This window comes from Serratia sp. OLAL2 (genome assembly GCF_002752475.1).
Taxonomy (GTDB): domain Bacteria; phylum Pseudomonadota; class Gammaproteobacteria; order Enterobacterales; family Enterobacteriaceae; genus Serratia; species Serratia bockelmannii.
This window is the reverse complement of the sequence record NZ_MSTL01000017.1, coordinates 166,931-182,383: the sequence shown is the minus strand read 5'-3', so window position 1 is coordinate 182,383 and position 15,453 is coordinate 166,931. Positions and strand designations below refer to the sequence as shown.

The 15,453-nt window shown below is 61.6% G+C and carries 12 protein-coding genes and 1 other annotated feature; of the genes, 10 read left to right on the top strand and 2 right to left on the bottom strand.

What is annotated here, in order from left to right; translation table 11 throughout:
* Positions 1-63 precede the first annotated feature (63 nt).
* The 10 genes from dnaX (at position 64) to BVU99_RS12445 (ending at position 12,191) form a co-directional block, all read left to right on the top strand.
* Positions 64-2,022, top strand: coding sequence for a DNA polymerase III subunit gamma/tau (gene dnaX / locus BVU99_RS12490; protein ID WP_060432561.1), 1,959 nt, complete (start codon positions 64-66; stop codon positions 2,020-2,022).
* Positions 1,355-1,419, top strand: a sequence feature (DnaX frameshifting element). (Overlaps the previous gene by 65 nt.)
* A 41-nt stretch (positions 2,023-2,063) precedes the next feature.
* Positions 2,064-2,393, top strand: a complete 330-nt coding sequence (locus BVU99_RS12485; protein ID WP_025301790.1) for a YbaB/EbfC family nucleoid-associated protein — start codon at positions 2,064-2,066, stop codon at positions 2,391-2,393.
* Positions 2,393-2,998, top strand: coding sequence for a recombination mediator RecR (recR, locus tag BVU99_RS12480; protein ID WP_025301791.1), 606 nt, complete (start codon positions 2,393-2,395; stop codon positions 2,996-2,998). Before BVU99_RS12485 ends, recR begins: the two co-directional genes overlap by 1 nt.
* A 144-nt stretch (positions 2,999-3,142) precedes the next feature.
* Complete coding sequence (htpG, locus tag BVU99_RS12475; RefSeq protein WP_164066258.1) at positions 3,143-5,008, top strand: molecular chaperone HtpG; 1,866 nt, start codon at positions 3,143-3,145, stop codon at positions 5,006-5,008.
* Positions 5,009-5,211: 203 nt separating this feature from the next.
* Positions 5,212-5,856, top strand: coding sequence for an adenylate kinase (adk, locus tag BVU99_RS12470; RefSeq protein WP_025301793.1), 645 nt, complete (start codon positions 5,212-5,214; stop codon positions 5,854-5,856).
* Positions 5,857-6,022: 166 nt separating this feature from the next.
* On the top strand, positions 6,023-7,156 hold the full coding sequence (locus BVU99_RS12465; protein ID WP_025301794.1) for a sugar diacid recognition domain-containing protein: 1,134 nt from the start codon (positions 6,023-6,025) through the stop codon (positions 7,154-7,156).
* Between the two features lie 119 nt (positions 7,157-7,275).
* Positions 7,276-8,541, top strand: coding sequence for an SLC13 family permease (locus BVU99_RS12460; RefSeq protein ID WP_025301795.1), 1,266 nt, complete (start codon positions 7,276-7,278; stop codon positions 8,539-8,541).
* A gap of 9 nt (positions 8,542-8,550) precedes the next feature.
* Complete coding sequence (locus tag BVU99_RS12455; RefSeq protein ID WP_025301796.1) at positions 8,551-9,714, top strand: glycerate kinase; 1,164 nt, start codon at positions 8,551-8,553, stop codon at positions 9,712-9,714.
* A gap of 119 nt (positions 9,715-9,833) precedes the next feature.
* Entirely contained in the window at positions 9,834-10,796 is a 963-nt protein-coding gene (gene hemH / locus BVU99_RS12450) for a ferrochelatase (protein WP_004940253.1), read from the top strand.
* 90 nt (positions 10,797-10,886) lie between these two features.
* Positions 10,887-12,191: an inosine/guanosine kinase gene (locus BVU99_RS12445; RefSeq protein WP_025301797.1), complete on the top strand. Its 1,305-nt coding sequence runs from the start codon at positions 10,887-10,889 to the stop codon at positions 12,189-12,191.
* A gap of 58 nt (positions 12,192-12,249) precedes the next feature.
* On the opposite strand, the gene ybaL is transcribed toward BVU99_RS12445, so the two are convergent.
* Positions 12,250-13,941 (bottom strand): YbaL family putative K(+) efflux transporter, encoded by a 1,692-nt coding sequence (ybaL, locus tag BVU99_RS12440; protein ID WP_025301798.1) that lies wholly within the window; start codon positions 13,939-13,941, stop codon positions 12,250-12,252.
* 245 nt (positions 13,942-14,186) lie between these two features.
* Positions 14,187-15,407, bottom strand: a complete 1,221-nt coding sequence (locus tag BVU99_RS12435; RefSeq protein ID WP_099817501.1) for an MFS transporter — start codon at positions 15,405-15,407, stop codon at positions 14,187-14,189.
* Positions 15,408-15,453 lie beyond the last annotated feature (46 nt).

The window sequence follows — 15,453 nt, the reverse complement described above, 5'->3', positions numbered from 1 at the left end:
TCGCGGATCGCCGCGGGGCTGTGTTAGCATGACCCTCCAGATTACTCGACTTCTCCGGTATTAATGAGCTATCAGGTTCTCGCCCGTAAGTGGCGCCCTCAAACGTTCGCAGACGTGGTCGGCCAGGAACATGTCCTGACCGCGCTGGCCAACGGCCTCTCGCTGGGGCGGATCCATCACGCCTATCTGTTCTCGGGCACCCGCGGCGTGGGGAAAACCACCATCGCGCGCCTGCTGGCCAAAGGCCTGAACTGTGAAACCGGCATCACCGCCACGCCGTGCGGCCAATGCGACAACTGCCGTGAGATCGAACAGGGGCGTTTCGTCGATCTGATCGAGATCGACGCCGCTTCCCGCACCAAGGTGGAAGATACCCGCGATCTGCTGGACAACGTTCAGTACGCGCCGGCGCGCGGCCGCTTCAAGGTCTACCTGATCGATGAAGTGCACATGCTCTCGCGCCACAGCTTCAACGCGTTGCTGAAGACGCTGGAAGAGCCGCCATCGCACGTGAAATTCCTGTTGGCCACCACCGATCCGCAAAAATTGCCGGTGACCATTCTTTCCCGCTGCCTGCAGTTTCACCTCAAAGCGCTGGACGTCGATCAGATCCGTCAGCAGCTGGAAACGGTGCTGACGGCGGAGCAGATCACCAGCGACGCCCGCGCGCTGCAACTGCTGGCGCGCGCCGCCGACGGCAGCATGCGCGATGCGCTGAGCCTGACCGATCAGGCGATCGCCATGGGGCAGGGGCAGGTGACCGCCGCCACCGTCAGCCAGATGCTCGGCACGCTCGATGACGAGCAGCCGCTGGCGATCCTCGAAGCGCTGGTCAGCGCCGACGGCGAAAAGGTGATGGCGCAGGTCGCGCAGGCCGCTTCGCGCGGCGTGGACTGGGAAAACCTGCTGGTGGAGACGCTGGCGTTGCTGCACCGCATTGCGATGGTGCAACTGCTGCCTTCGATGCTCGACAACCACTACGCCGCCGTAGAACAACGGCTGCGTGAGTTGGCGCGCACTCTGCCGCCGGCCGATGTGCAACTCTATTACCAAACGCTGTTGGTGGGCCGCAAAGAGCTGGCCTATGCGCCGGATCGTCGCATGGGGGTTGAGATGACCCTGCTGCGTGCGCTGGCGTTTCACCCGAAAGCGGTGATCCCGGAGCCGGTGGCGTTGGTGCAGACCGCGCCGGCGCCGATGGCGCAACCGCAGCAGGCCACATCGCCACAGCCGCCGCAGTTTCAGGACGTGCCGCCCCCGCTAGGGCAGCCGGCCGCGCCGCAGCGACAATCATCGACCCCTTTACCGGATGCCACCGCCCAGCTGTTGAAAGCGCGGTCCCAGCTGCAACGGCAGCAGGGAGCATCCACACCAAAAAAGAATGAGCCGGCGGCGCCAGGAATAGCGCGGCCGGCAAACTCGGCGCTGGGGCGTTTGGCTTCCGTGACCGAGCGTAGCCAGCAGCGCCTGGCGGAGAAGAAGGTGCCGGAAAAACCGGCGAAGCCGGAAGCCTATCGCTGGCGCGCGCAGACCGAGCCGGAAGCGGCGCCGGAACCGTTGGCGACGCCGAAAGCGCTGCGCACGGCGTTGGAGCACGAGAAAACGCCGGAGCTGGCCGCCAAGCTGGTGGTGGAATCGCTGGAGCGCGACGCCTGGGCGGCGGAAATCGATAAGCTCAAGATCCCGAAACTGGTGCAGCAGCTGGCGTTGAACGCCTTCAAGCAGCAGCCGGAACCGGGCAAGATTAACCTCCATCTGCGGTCTTCGCAGCGCCATCTGAATTCGCCTTCGGCGCAGAAGACGCTGGCCGAAGCGCTCGGCGAGCTGTACGGCAGCCCGGTTGAGCTGACCGTGGTGGAGGACGATAATCCGGCGGAGCGCACCCCGCTGGAGTGGCGACAAGCCATCTATGAAGAAAAGCTGGCGCAGGCGCGCCAGTCCATCGTTGCGGATACCCATATCCAGACGCTGTGCCGGTTCTTCGACGCGGATCTGGATGAAGAGAGTATCCGCCCCCTTTAAACGCCGCGCGAGGTGCGCGGCCCTAGCGACGAGAGACGACTATGTTTGGTAAAGGCGGTCTGGGCAACCTGATGAAGCAAGCCCAGCAAATGCAAGAAAAAATGCAGCAGATGCAGGAAGAAGTCGCCAAATTGGAAGTGACCGGCGAGTCTGGCGCAGGCCTGGTGAAAGTCACCATCAACGGCGCACACAACTGCCGCCGCGTGGAGATCGATCCTAGCCTGATGGAAGATGACAAAGACATGCTGGAAGATCTGATCGCCGCCGCGTTTAACGACGCCGCGCGCCGCATCGAAGAGACTCAGAAAGAGAAAATGGCCTCCGTTTCCAGCGGCATGCAGTTGCCGCCTGGCTTCAAGATGCCGTTCTGATGCAAACCAGCCCGCTCCTTGAATCCCTGATGGAGGCGCTGCGCTGCCTGCCGGGCGTCGGCCCGAAATCGGCGCAGCGCATGGCGTTTCAGTTGCTGCAGCGCGATCGCAGCGGCGGCATGCGCCTGGCGCAGGCGTTGACGCGCGCGATGTCGGAAATCGGCCACTGCGCCGACTGCCGCACCTTCACCGAGCAGGACATCTGCACCATCTGCGCCAATCCGCGCCGTCAGCAAAACGGCCAGATTTGTGTGGTGGAAAGCCCGGCGGATATTCACGCCATCGAGCAGACCGGCCAGTTCGCCGGGCGCTACTTTGTGCTGATGGGCCATCTGTCGCCGCTAGATGGCATCGGGCCGGGGGATATCGGTCTCGATCGCCTGGAGCAACGGCTGGAAAAGGAAAGCATCACCGAAGTGATCCTCGCCACCAACCCGACGGTGGAAGGGGAAGCGACTGCCAACTACATCGCCGAGATGTGCGGCCAGTATGGCGTGCTCGCCAGCCGCATCGCCCACGGCGTACCGGTGGGCGGCGAGCTGGAGATGGTCGACGGCACCACGCTGTCGCATTCGCTGGCCGGGCGTCACGCCATCAAGTTCTGATGTTTTCCCGGACGGGGCCACTCGGCCCCGTCGTTTTTTTGCCAAAAATTTCCCGCCGTCCGCTTGAAAAACAAGACCCTGACCCTCATCTGATCCTCATTGTTCGATTTTGGTAGCCATTGTCTTTTGAGGTAATCAATGAGTATGAAAGGTCAAGAAACCCGCGGGTTCCAGTCTGAAGTAAAACAGCTGCTTCATTTGATGATCCATTCGCTGTACTCCAACAAAGAAATTTTCCTGCGCGAGCTGATTTCCAACGCCTCTGACGCCGCCGACAAGCTGCGCTTCCGCGCCCTGTCCGCGCCAGAGCTGTATGCCGGCGACGGCGAGCTGCGCGTGCGCTTGTCCTTCGATAAAGAGCAGCGCACCCTGACCATCGCCGACAACGGTATCGGCATGCGCCGCGAAGAAGTGATCGAAAACCTCGGCACCATCGCCAAATCGGGCACCAAAGCGTTCCTGGAATCCATCGGTTCAGATCAGGCGAAAGACAGCCAGCTGATCGGCCAGTTCGGTGTCGGTTTCTACTCGGCGTTCATCGTGGCGGACAAAGTGACCGTGCGCACCCGCGCTGCCGGCGCCGCCGATGACGAAGGCGTGTTCTGGGAGTCCGCCGGTGAAGGCGACTACACCATCGCCGACATCACCAAAGAGACCCGCGGCACCGAAATCACCCTGCATCTGCGCGAAGGCGAAGATGAGTACCTCGACGCCTGGCGCTTGCGCTCGGTGATCGGCAAATATTCCGATCACATCGCCCTGCCGGTAGAGATCGAAAGCAAGAACGAAGAAGACGGCACCGTCACCTGGGAGAAGATCAACAAGGCGCAGGCCCTGTGGACCCGCAGCAAGGCTGACGTCGCCGACGAAGAGTACAAAGAGTTCTACAAGCACATCGCCCATGACTTCACCGATCCGCTGAGCTGGAGCCATAACCGGGTGGAAGGCAAGCAGGAGTACACCAGCCTGCTGTATATCCCGGCGCAGGCGCCGTGGGACATGTGGAACCGCGATCACAAACACGGCCTGAAGCTGTACGTGCAGCGCGTGTTCATCATGGACGACGCCGAGCAGTTCATGCCGAACTACCTGCGCTTCGTGCGCGGCCTGATCGATTCCAACGATCTGCCGCTGAACGTGTCGCGCGAGATCCTGCAAGACAGCCGTGTGACGCAGAACCTGCGCGGTGCGCTGACCAAGCGTGTGCTGCAGATGCTGGATAAGCTGGCCAAAGACGACGCCGAAGGCTACCAGAAATTCTGGCAGCAGTTCGGTCTGGTGCTGAAAGAAGGCCCGGCGGAAGACAACGGCAACCAGGAAGCGATCGCCAAACTGCTGCGCTTCGCGACCACCCACGGCGACAGCTCGGCGCAGACCGTGTCGCTGGAAGAGTACGTCGGCCGCATGGCGGAAGGGCAGGAAAAGATTTACTACATCACCGCCGACAGCTACGCCGCCGCCAAGAGCAGCCCGCATCTGGAGCTGTTCCGCAAGAAAGGCATCGAAGTGTTGCTGTTGTCCGATCGCATCGACGAGTGGATGATGAGCTACCTGACCGAGTTCGACGGCAAGCCGTTCCAGTCGGTCAGCAAAGCGGATGAAACGCTGGATAAACTGGCGGATGAAACCGAAGAGCAGAAGGCGGCCGAGAAGCAGCTGGAACCGTTCATCGAACGCGTGAAAACCCTGCTGGGCGAGCGCGTGAAGGATGTACGCCTGACGCACCGCCTGACCGATACGCCGGCGATCGTGGTGACCGACGCCGACGAAATGAGCACCCAGATGGCCAAGCTGTTCGCCGCCGCCGGTCAGCAGGCGCCGGAAGTGAAGTACATTTTCGAGCTTAATCCCGAGCATGCGCTGGTCAAACGAGCATCCGACGTGGGCGATAACGAACATTTCGCCGAATGGATCGACCTGTTATTGGATCAGGCGCTGCTGGCAGAACGCGGCACGCTGGAGGATCCGAACTTGTTCATCCGTCGCATGAATAAGTTGCTGTCCGCTTAAAAGCTGAAGATATGCGCCCTTAACGACACCGTTAGGGGCGTATTTCCGGTTTTTCCCCGCTTTTTCTTGCCTTTTGTTCGTCCGTTTTTTTGCACATTCCGCAATCGATTTCCTTCGCGCGCCTTGAGCCTGCCCCCCCTGAAATGGTATCGTTGAGCGTTTTCGCAATTTTATAAAAACTACATAGCAAGGGGATTTACGCAATGCGTATCATTCTGCTGGGCGCTCCGGGCGCTGGTAAAGGTACTCAGGCTCAATTCATCATGGAGAAATACGGCATTCCGCAAATCTCCACCGGTGACATGTTGCGCGCAGCCGTGAAGGCCGGCAGTGAACTGGGCAAGCAGGCGAAAGAGATCATGGACGCCGGCAAGCTGGTGACCGATGAGCTGGTGATCGCGCTGGTCAAAGAGCGCATCACGCAGGAAGATTGCCGCAAGGGCTTCCTGCTGGACGGCTTCCCACGCACCATTCCGCAGGCTGACGCGATGAAAGAAGCCGGCATCAACGTGGACTTCGTGCTGGAGTTCGACGTGCCGGACGAGCTGATCGTTGACCGCATCGTTGGCCGCCGCGTACACGCGCCGTCCGGCCGCGTCTACCACGTGAAGTTCAACCCGCCGCAGGTGGAAGGCAAAGACGACGTGACCGGCGAAGAGCTGACCACGCGCAAGGACGATCAGGAAGAGACCGTGCGCAAGCGCCTGGTGGAATACCATCAGATGACCGCGCCGCTGATCTCTTACTACAGCAAAGAAGCGGCAGCGGGCAACACCCAATACCGCAAAATCGACGGCACCCGCAAGGTGGCCGAAGTGAGCGCAGAGCTGGCGACTATCCTCGGTTGATAGCAAACTGGCAGTGCATGACGCCGGGCCTGTGGTCCGGCGTTTTTTTTTGCCGTTTTCCCGCCAAATTGTGATCGCGGCAGCTTGTTGCGGCCGTGCCCGTTAATCGCCCGCGCCAAATGGCGTATAACAAGCCTGCGTTTTCACCCTCAGCAGGGAGCCGGGCATGCTCAGACAAACCAATCTTCTGGCGGAAGCCACCGCGCGCCAGATCGTCCAGCGGGCGATGGGCATCATCAGCCATTCCGTCAACGTGATGGACAGCAACGGCGTGATCATCGCCTCCGGCAACCCGCAGCGCCTGTTCCAGCGTCATGAAGGCGCGGTGCTGGCGCTGGCGGAGAACCGGGTGGTGGAAATCGACCGCGCCACCGCCGAACACCTGAAGGGCGTGCGGCCCGGCATCAACCTGCCGTTCAGCTTTCGCAATCAGCGGGTGGGGGTGATCGGCATCTCCGGCGAGCCGGCCGAGGTGCGCGCCTACGCTGAACTGGTGAAGATGGCGGCGGAGATGATGGTGGAGCAGGCGGCGCTGCTGGATCAGCACCAGTGGGAAAAACGTTACCGGGAAGAGCTGGCGAATCAGCTGCTGCAACCGCAGCCGAACACCGCGTCGCTGGAGGCGATGGCGGCGTATCTGGGATTGGATCTGCGCCAGGCGCGCATCGTCTGGATCGTCGAGCTGCAAGAGGCGCAGCCGCACCTGCTGCGTGAGCTGTTGGCGGAGCTGGAGGCCACCCAGCGCGACGCGTTGATCGCCATTACCGGCTTCAATGAAATGACCCTGTTGCGCCCGGCCTGCATGGCTCAGGGCGAATGGAGTTTGAAGCTGGAGCGCCAGCAGGCGCAGCGTTTGCAAAACCAGCTAAAACACCGCTTTCGGGTGCGGCTGATCGTCGGCGGTTTTTATGACGATCCGCAAAGCGCCTACCGTTCCAGCCTGACGGCGCGTGCCACCCAGGCAATGGCGCAGCGCCTGAAACTGCGTCACGCCACGCTGTTCTACCACGACTATCCGCTGCCGTCGCTGCTGTGCGATCTCGGGGAGGACTGGCGAGCGCAAGAGCTGGGGCGCCCCTGGCGGACGCTGGGCGAACAGGATGAAAAAGGCGTGCTGCGCGCCACGCTGCGCCACTATTTTTCGCAGAATTGTGATCAGACGCAGGCCGCCGCGCAGCTGCATATTCACGTCAATACCCTGCGCTACCGCCTGCAGCGCATCGAAGCCATAACTGGCATGAAAATCAATCAATTAACCGACGCTCTGCGGTTGTATATCGGCATGCTGATGCACGACTGAGTTGTGCCAACCCACAAATTTCGCGCCGTTCCTTCGGCAATTTTTTGTTGTTTCCCCTCAGGTCAACGCCGGGCGCGCGGGATATGTTGGCCTGCACATCAACCACGGAGAAAACAACAATGACAACCGTATCCACTCTGGGAGCGCTGGTGGCGTTAGCCGTCGCCATCGTTCTGATCCTACGCAAGGTGCCGCCGGCTTACGGCATGATTGCCGGCGCGCTGGCGGGCGGGCTGTGCGGCGGCGCCGATCTGGTGCAGACCGTAACGCTGATGATCGGCGGGGCGCAGGGCATCACCAACGCCGTGATGCGCATTCTGGCGGCGGGGGTATTGGCCGGGGTGCTGATCGAATCCGGCGCGGCGCACACCATCGCCGAAACCATCGTGCGCAAAGTGGGCGAAACCCGCGCGCTGCTGGCGCTGGCGGTGGCTACACTGATCCTGACGGCGGTGGGGGTGTTTATCGATGTGGCGGTGATCACCGTCGCGCCGATCGCGCTGTCGATCGCCCAGAGGGCCGGCATTTCACGCGCGGCGATCCTGCTGGCGATGATCGGCGGCGGCAAGGCCGGCAACGTGATGTCTCCCAACCCGAACACCATCGCGGCGGCGGACAACTTCCACGTGCCGCTCACTTCGGTGATGATGGCCGGCATCGTGCCGGGGCTGTGCGGCCTGGTGGTGGCCTATCTGCTGGCGCGCCGCCTGAGCGATAAAGGCGGCAGGGTGATGGCTGAAGAGCTGACTCAGCATGCCGAAGGGGCGCGGCCGGGCTTCGCTGCGGCGATCAGCGCGCCGCTGGTGGCGATCCTGCTGCTGTCGCTGCGGCCGATCGCCGGTATCGCCGTCGATCCGCTGATCGCGCTGCCTGCTGGCGGGTTGGCGGGCGCGCTGCTGATGGGGCGCATCCGCCAGTGCAATCAGTTTATGGTTTCCGGCCTGTCGCGCATGGCGCCGGTGGCGATTATGCTGCTCGGCACCGGCACGCTGGCGGGCATTATCGCCAACTCGGCGCTGAAGGATGTCTTGATTAACGGTTTGACGCACACCGGGCTACCGGCCTGGCTGCTGGCGCCGCTGTCCGGCGCGCTGATGTCGATGGCGACCGCCTCGACCACCGCCGGCACCGCCGTGGCTTCCGGGGTGTTCAGCTCCACGCTGCTCGAGCTGGGGGTGAGCGGATTGGCCGGTGCGGCGATGATCCATGCGGGCGCCACGGTGCTGGATCACCTGCCGCACGGCAGCTTCTTCCACGCCACCGGCGGCAGCGTCAATATGGCGGTGCACGAGCGGCTGAAGCTGCTGCCGTATGAAACGCTGGTGGGGTTCACCATTGCGGCAATCTCGGCGCTGATGTTTGGCGTATTTAACCTGGCGGGATAAGGAACAGTGATGAAAACGCTGAAAAAAGTGGTTATTGCCCCGGATTCTTTCAAAGAGAGCCTGAGCGCGCTCGGCGTCGCTGACGCCATCGAGCGGGGATTCCGCCAAATTTACCCGCAGGCGCACTACGTGAAGCTGCCGATGGCGGACGGCGGCGAAGGCACAGTGGAGTCGATGGTGGCGGCCACCGGCGGCGAAATCGTCCAGGTGACGGTCACCGGGCCGCTGGGGGAGCCGGTGTTGGGATTTTATGGCCTGCTGGGCGACGGCGAAACCGCGGTGATTGAAATGGCCGCCGCTTCCGGGCTGCATTTGGCGCCGCCCAACCGGCGCGATCCGCGCATCACCACCAGTTACGGCACCGGTGAGCTGATGCTGGCGGCGCTGGAGCGCGGCGTGAAGGCGATCATTCTCGGCATCGGCGGTAGCGCCACCAACGACGGCGGCGCTGGGATGATGCAGGCGCTGGGCGTTAAATTGCTGGATAAGGATCGCCGGCCGCTGCCGGTGGGCGGTGCGGCACTGGCGCAGCTGGCGCATCTCGATCTCGCCGGGCTGGACGCGCGTTGGCAACGGGTGAGCGTAACCGCCGCCTGCGACGTGGATAACCCGCTGTGCGGCGAAAAGGGCGCGTCGGCGGTGTTCGGGCCGCAGAAGGGGGCGACGCCGGAGATGGTGGCCCAGCTCGATGCGGCGCTGCATCACTATGGCGAACTGCTGGAGCGGGAAACCGGCCGCGCCGTGCTGACCCAGCCAGGGGCGGGCGCGGCCGGCGGCATGGGGGCGGCGCTGCTTGGCATGCTCGAAGCGCGCTTGCGGCCGGGCATCGAGATTGTCACCGAAACCCTGCGCCTGGATGAAGCGGTGCGCGATGCCGACTTGGTGATCACCGGCGAAGGGCGGCTGGACAGCCAGTCGATCCACGGCAAAACGCCGATCGGCGTGGCGCGAGTGGCCAAGCGTCACGGCGTGCCGGTGATCGCCATCGCCGGCAGCCTGACGCCGGATTATTCGGTGGTGCATCAACACGGCATCGATGCGGCGTTTTCGGTGCTCGATCGCATCGTGACGCTGGAAGACGCGCTGGCGGACGCCGATCGCAATCTGCAGGTGACGGCGCGCAACGTGGCGGCGGTATGGCAACTGGCGCAAGGGGGAAGCCCACAGGGATAGCCTGTTGCTGTTATCGGTTCCGACGCAGGACTTTTCCGTTACAATAGCCGGCATTAATGGCTGCTGACATCCCGACCCAGAACGGAATGCCGGCCGGAAAGGAAATGAGGGGAACTGAGATGAAGCAAGAGAAACACGGCGTATTGCTGGTGAACCTGGGCACACCAGATGCGCCGACCTCGTCGGCGGTCAAACGCTATCTGAAGGAATTCCTCAGTGACGATCGCGTGGTCGACACGGCGCCGCTGATCTGGTGGCCGATCCTCAACGGCGCGATCCTGCCGATCCGCTCGCCGCGCGTGGCGAAGCTCTATCAGTCGGTGTGGATGGAAGAAGGCTCGCCGCTGCTGGTATACAGCCGCCGCCAACAGCGGGCGCTGGCGGCGCGCATGCCGAATACGCCGGTGGAGCTGGGAATGAGCTACGGCTCGCCAAGTTTGGCGGAAGCCATCGACAAGCTGCTGGCGCAAGGTGTGACCAACCTGGTGGTGCTGCCGCTCTACCCGCAATACTCCTGTTCCACCAGCGCGGCGGTATGGGATGGCGTAGCGCGAGTGCTGAAAGGCTATCGCCGCTTGCCGTCGGTGGCCTTCATCCGCGATTACGCCGAACACCCGGCCTATATCGCCGCGCTGCAGCAAAGCGTGGAGCGCTCGTTCGCCGAGCACGGCCAGCCGGATCGGCTGGTGCTGTCGTTCCACGGCATCCCCAAACGCTATGCGCGCCTGGGCGACGACTACCCGCAGCGCTGCGAGGATACGCTGCGTGCGCTGAGCGCCACGCTGCCGCTGGCGCCGGAGCGCGTGATGATGACGTACCAATCGCGCTTTGGCCGCGAGCCGTGGCTGACGCCATACACCGATGAGACCCTGAAGGGGCTGCCGGCGCAGGGCGTGAAGCACATTCAGCTGATTTGCCCCGGTTTCTCGGCGGACTGCCTGGAAACGCTGGAAGAGATCAAAGAACAGAACCGCGAGATCTTCCTCAAGGCCGGCGGCGAGAAGTTTGAATATATCTCGGCGTTGAACGACGAGCCGGCGCATATCGATATGATGCAGCAGCTGGTGGCGCAGCGCCTGTAATCATCCATAATCTGTCTATTAGATGCATCGTGATCGGGCGGGGATGTGTTAACATTCTCCGCTTGTTAAACCGTCACCACCGCCAATCACATGAAATTTCCTGGTAAACGCAAGTCCAAACACTATTTCCCGGTGAGCGCCCGCGATCCGCTTCTGCAGCAGGCTCAGCCCGAAAGTGAAATCAGCACCTCGTATATCGTCGGCATCGATCAGACGCTGGTGGATATCGAGGCGAAAGTGGACGACGCTTTTGTCCAGCGCTACGGCCTGAGCCTGGGCCACTCTCTGGTGATCGAAGACGACGTCGCCGAGGCGCTGTATCAGGAACTGAACGAAAACAACCTGGTTACCCATCAGTTCGCCGGCGGCACCATCGGTAACACCATGCACAACTATTCGGTGCTGGCGGACGATCGCTCGGTGCTGCTCGGCGTGATGTGCAGCAACGTGAAAATCGGCAGCTACGCCTACCGTTATCTGTGCAATACCTCCAGCCGTACCGATCTCAACTATCTGCAGGGCGTAGACGGCGCCATCGGCCGCTGCTTCACGCTGATCGGGGAAAGCGGCGAGCGCACCTTCGCCATCAACCCTGGCCAAATGAACCAGCTGCGCCCGGAAAGCATTCCTGAAGAGGTGATCGCCGGCGCGTCGGCGCTGGTGCTGAGCTCTTATCTGGTGCGCTGTAAGGAGGGGGAGCCGATGAAGGCCGCCACCCTGCAGGCGATCGAATATGCCAAAAAACACGACGTGCCGGTGGTGTTGACGCTGGGCACCAAGTACGTGATCGCCGACAACCCGCAGTGGTGGCGCGACTTCCTGAAGGAAAACGTGACGATTCTGGCGATGAATGAAGACGAAGCGCTGGAGCTGACCGGGCTGAGCGATCCGCTGACCGCCTCGGACATGGCGCTGGAGTGGGTGGATCTGGTGCTGTGCACCGCCGGGCCGAACGGCCTGTATATGGCGGGTTACACCGAAGAAGCCAACAAGCGCCAGACCCAGCACCCGCTGCTGCCGGGGCATATCGCCGAGTTCAACCGCTACGAATTCAGCCGCGCCATGCGCCGCGAACACTGTGAAAATCCGCTGCGCGTTTATTCGCACATCGCGCCTTATATGGGCGGCCCCGAGAGGATCATGAACACCAACGGCGCCGGCGACGGCGCACTGTCGGCGTTGCTGCACGATATCGCCGCGAACGGCTATCACCGCCATAACGTGCCGAATTCCAGCAAGCACGTGCGTAGTTACCTGACATACTCCTCATTGGCGCAGGTGTGCAAATACGCCAACCGCGTCAGCTACCAGGTGTTGAACCAGCATTCGCCGCGCCTCACTCGCGGCCTGCCGGAGCGCGAAGACAGCCTGGAAGAGTCTTACTGGGAGCGTTAACCCGCTGAAAAAGAAAAGGTCCGGCATGCCGGACCTTTTTTTGTGCGCGCGGGGCGTTTCAGATCGGGCAGCCGCCCATTTTTTCTTCTTCGCTCAGGGTGTCCAGCTGCAGGATGTTCAGCATGCTGTTGGCGATCTCCCGTTCGCCCATTACTACCTGATTGGCGCCGCGATCGGTGATGTAGGCCACCTCGTCGTCGTAGTGGGCGCGGGCGATGATCTCGATGTTCGGGCGCTTGGCGCGCGCCGAGGCGACGATCTCGCCGGCCTCATAGCCGTTGGGGATAGTCAGCAGCAGCCAGCGTGCGCAGTCGAGCCGCGCCAGATCCATCACTTCCGGATTGGCGGCGTTGCCCAACACCGTCTTGATGCCTTGCTCGCGCAGCGCTTCCACCCGCGGGCGGGAGTTTTCGATCACCACCAGCGGAATGCCCGCCTCGGCCAGTTTGCCGCCCAGCAGGCTGCCGACGCGGCCGTAGCCGACCACCAGCGCATGGTTGCACATCTCTACCGGGATCTGCTTCTCTTCTTCCACCGCCTCTTCGAGGATTTGCTCTTCGATGGTTTCGGTCTTGGCCAGATAGCGCTCCAGCAGGGTGAACAACAGCGGGTTGAGCATGATCGACAGGATAGCGCCTGCCAGCACCAGATTGCGACCGTGTTCCGACATCATGCCGAGCGTGATGCCAAGGCCCGCCAGAATAAAGGCGAACTCGCCGATCTGTGCCAGGCTGGCGGAGATGGTCAGCGCGGTGCGCTTGGAGTGGCCGAACATTTTCACCAGCAGGAACGCAGCGGCGGATTTGCCGAACACGATGATCGCCAGCGTCGCCAGCACCGCCAGCGGTTCGTTAATCACGATCATCGGATCGAACAGCATGCCGACCGAGACGAAGAACAGCACCGCGAACGCGTCGCGCAGCGGCAGGGTATCGTGCGCCGCGCGGTGGCTCAGTTCGGACTCGTTCAGCACCATGCCGGCGAAGAAGGCGCCCAGGGCGAAGGAGACGTCGAACAGTTTCACCGCGCCGTAGGCGATGCCGAGCGCCAGCGCCAATACCGCCAGGGTGAACAGTTCGCGCGAGCCGGTGCTGGCGGTTTTCGACAGGATCCACGGTACCAGACGGCGGCCGACCACGATCATCAGCGCGATGAAGGCGATGACCTTGCCGATGGTCAGCGCCAGCTCCATCAGCAGTTGGCCGCTGCTGGCGTTGTTGTTGCCCAGCATGTTGCCGAAGGCCGGCAGTAACACCAGCGTCAGCACCATCGCCAAATCTTCGACGATCAGCCAGCCGATGGCGATTTGCCCGCGCTGGCTGTCGATCAGCTGCCGTTCCTCCAGCGCGCGCAGCAGCACCACGGTGCTGGCGGTGGAGAGACAGAGGCCGAACACCAGCCCGGAGATCAGATCCCAGCCGAGCAGCTTGGACAGCCCCATGCCGAGCAGGGTAGCGACGGCTATCTGCGCCACGGCGCCGGGTATGGCGATAGATTTTACTGCGAGGAGGTCTTTCAAAGAGAAGTGCAGGCCAACACCGAACATCAACAGGATAACGCCGATTTCCGCCAGTTCCGGCGCCAGTGAGGTATCAGCAACGAAACCGGGGGTGAACGGGCCGGCGAGTACCCCTGCGGCCAGATACCCCACCAGAGGGGAGATGCGCAGGCGGTTCGCCAGCATGCCGAGGAGGAAGGCGAGTACTAACCCTCCGACGATGGTGGTAATGAGCGGTGTTGAATTATGCATCCATACTCCTTCTGGCTATGCATCGCGGCACGGGAGAAACGCAACAAAGTTACGAAAAGATACATTTAGTTTATTGCATTTGTTCGCGGCTTGCTTGGCTAATTTGGCCTTTTTTGTAAAAAAGCAGAGGATTTCACTTAAGGCGGGGCAATAAGGGAGTTTTGTGTCAGATAAGCCAAATAACATTGATTTATCCGTAGGATAACCCGGATGAATAAATAATTTCATCCGGGCGGTTCGCGGGGTTATTGCGGTTTATGCTCCATATTGGGCAGTAGCGCGGTGATAATGCCGATCAGCGGTAGGAAAGCACAGATTTGGTAGACCAGTTCGATACTGGTTAAATCGGCGACATAACCAAGAACTGCCGCGCCTAACCCGCCCATACCGAAAGCAAAACCGAAGAATAAGCCGGAAACCATGCCGACTTTACCGGGGATAAGCTCCTGAGCGTAGACCAGAATGGCGGAGAACGCCGAGGCGAGAATAACCCCGATGATCACCGTTAAAATGCCGGTCCAATAGAGTGATGCATAGGGTAAAACAAGGGTAAATGGTGCAGCGCCGAGAATAGAGCCCCAAATAACGTATTTACGCCCTATCTTATCGCCAAGATGCCCGCCGATAATGGTGCCAGCCGCTACTGCGAACAGGAAGGCGAACAGATGAATTTGCGCATTCTGCACTGAAACGCCGAACTTATGTATCAGATAAAAGGTGTAATAGCTGCTAATGCTGGCCAAGTAGAAGTATTTGGAGAAAATTAGCACCAGAAGAATGCCCAGCGAGTAGGCAACGGTACGTTTTGGCAGCGGTTTCAGCATCGACGGGCTTTTCGGCTGCCCTTTAGTTGCCCGGTGCTGATGTTGATACCACTTGCTGACCTGCAGCAATACCACGATCGCCAGCAGTGCCGCCAGCGTGAACCAGGCGACGTTGCCTTTGCCGTAAGGCGCGATGATCAGCGCGGCCAGCAGCGGGCCGAGCGAGCTGCCGAAGTTGCCGCCGACCTGGAACAGCGACTGCGCCAGGCCGTGTCGTCCGCCGGAGGCCATGCGCGCCACGCGCGAGGATTCTGGGTGGAAGACCGATGAGCCGGTGCCCACCAGCGCCGCCGCCAGCAGCACCAGCGGGAAGGTGCTCGCCACCGACAGCAGCAGCAGGCCGGACAGGGTAAAGCCCATGCCGATCGGCAACGAGTAAGGCTGCGGGTGTTTATCGGTGTAATACCCGATCAGCGGCTGCAGCAGCGAGGCGGTTAGCTGATAGGTCAGGGTGATCATGCCGATCTGCACGAAACTGAGGTGGAAATCGGCTTGCAGGATCGGGTAGATCGCCAGGATCAGCGACTGGATCATATCGTTGAGCAGGTGAGACACGCTGATGGCGCCAAGGATGGAGAAGGCGGTTCCCTTCACCGCACTGCCCTTGGCGGGCGGCATCGCGCTTTGGCTACTGTCGGTCATATTATTATTAGCCTGAGAAGTTGTTGAGCACAGAGATGACATCTTA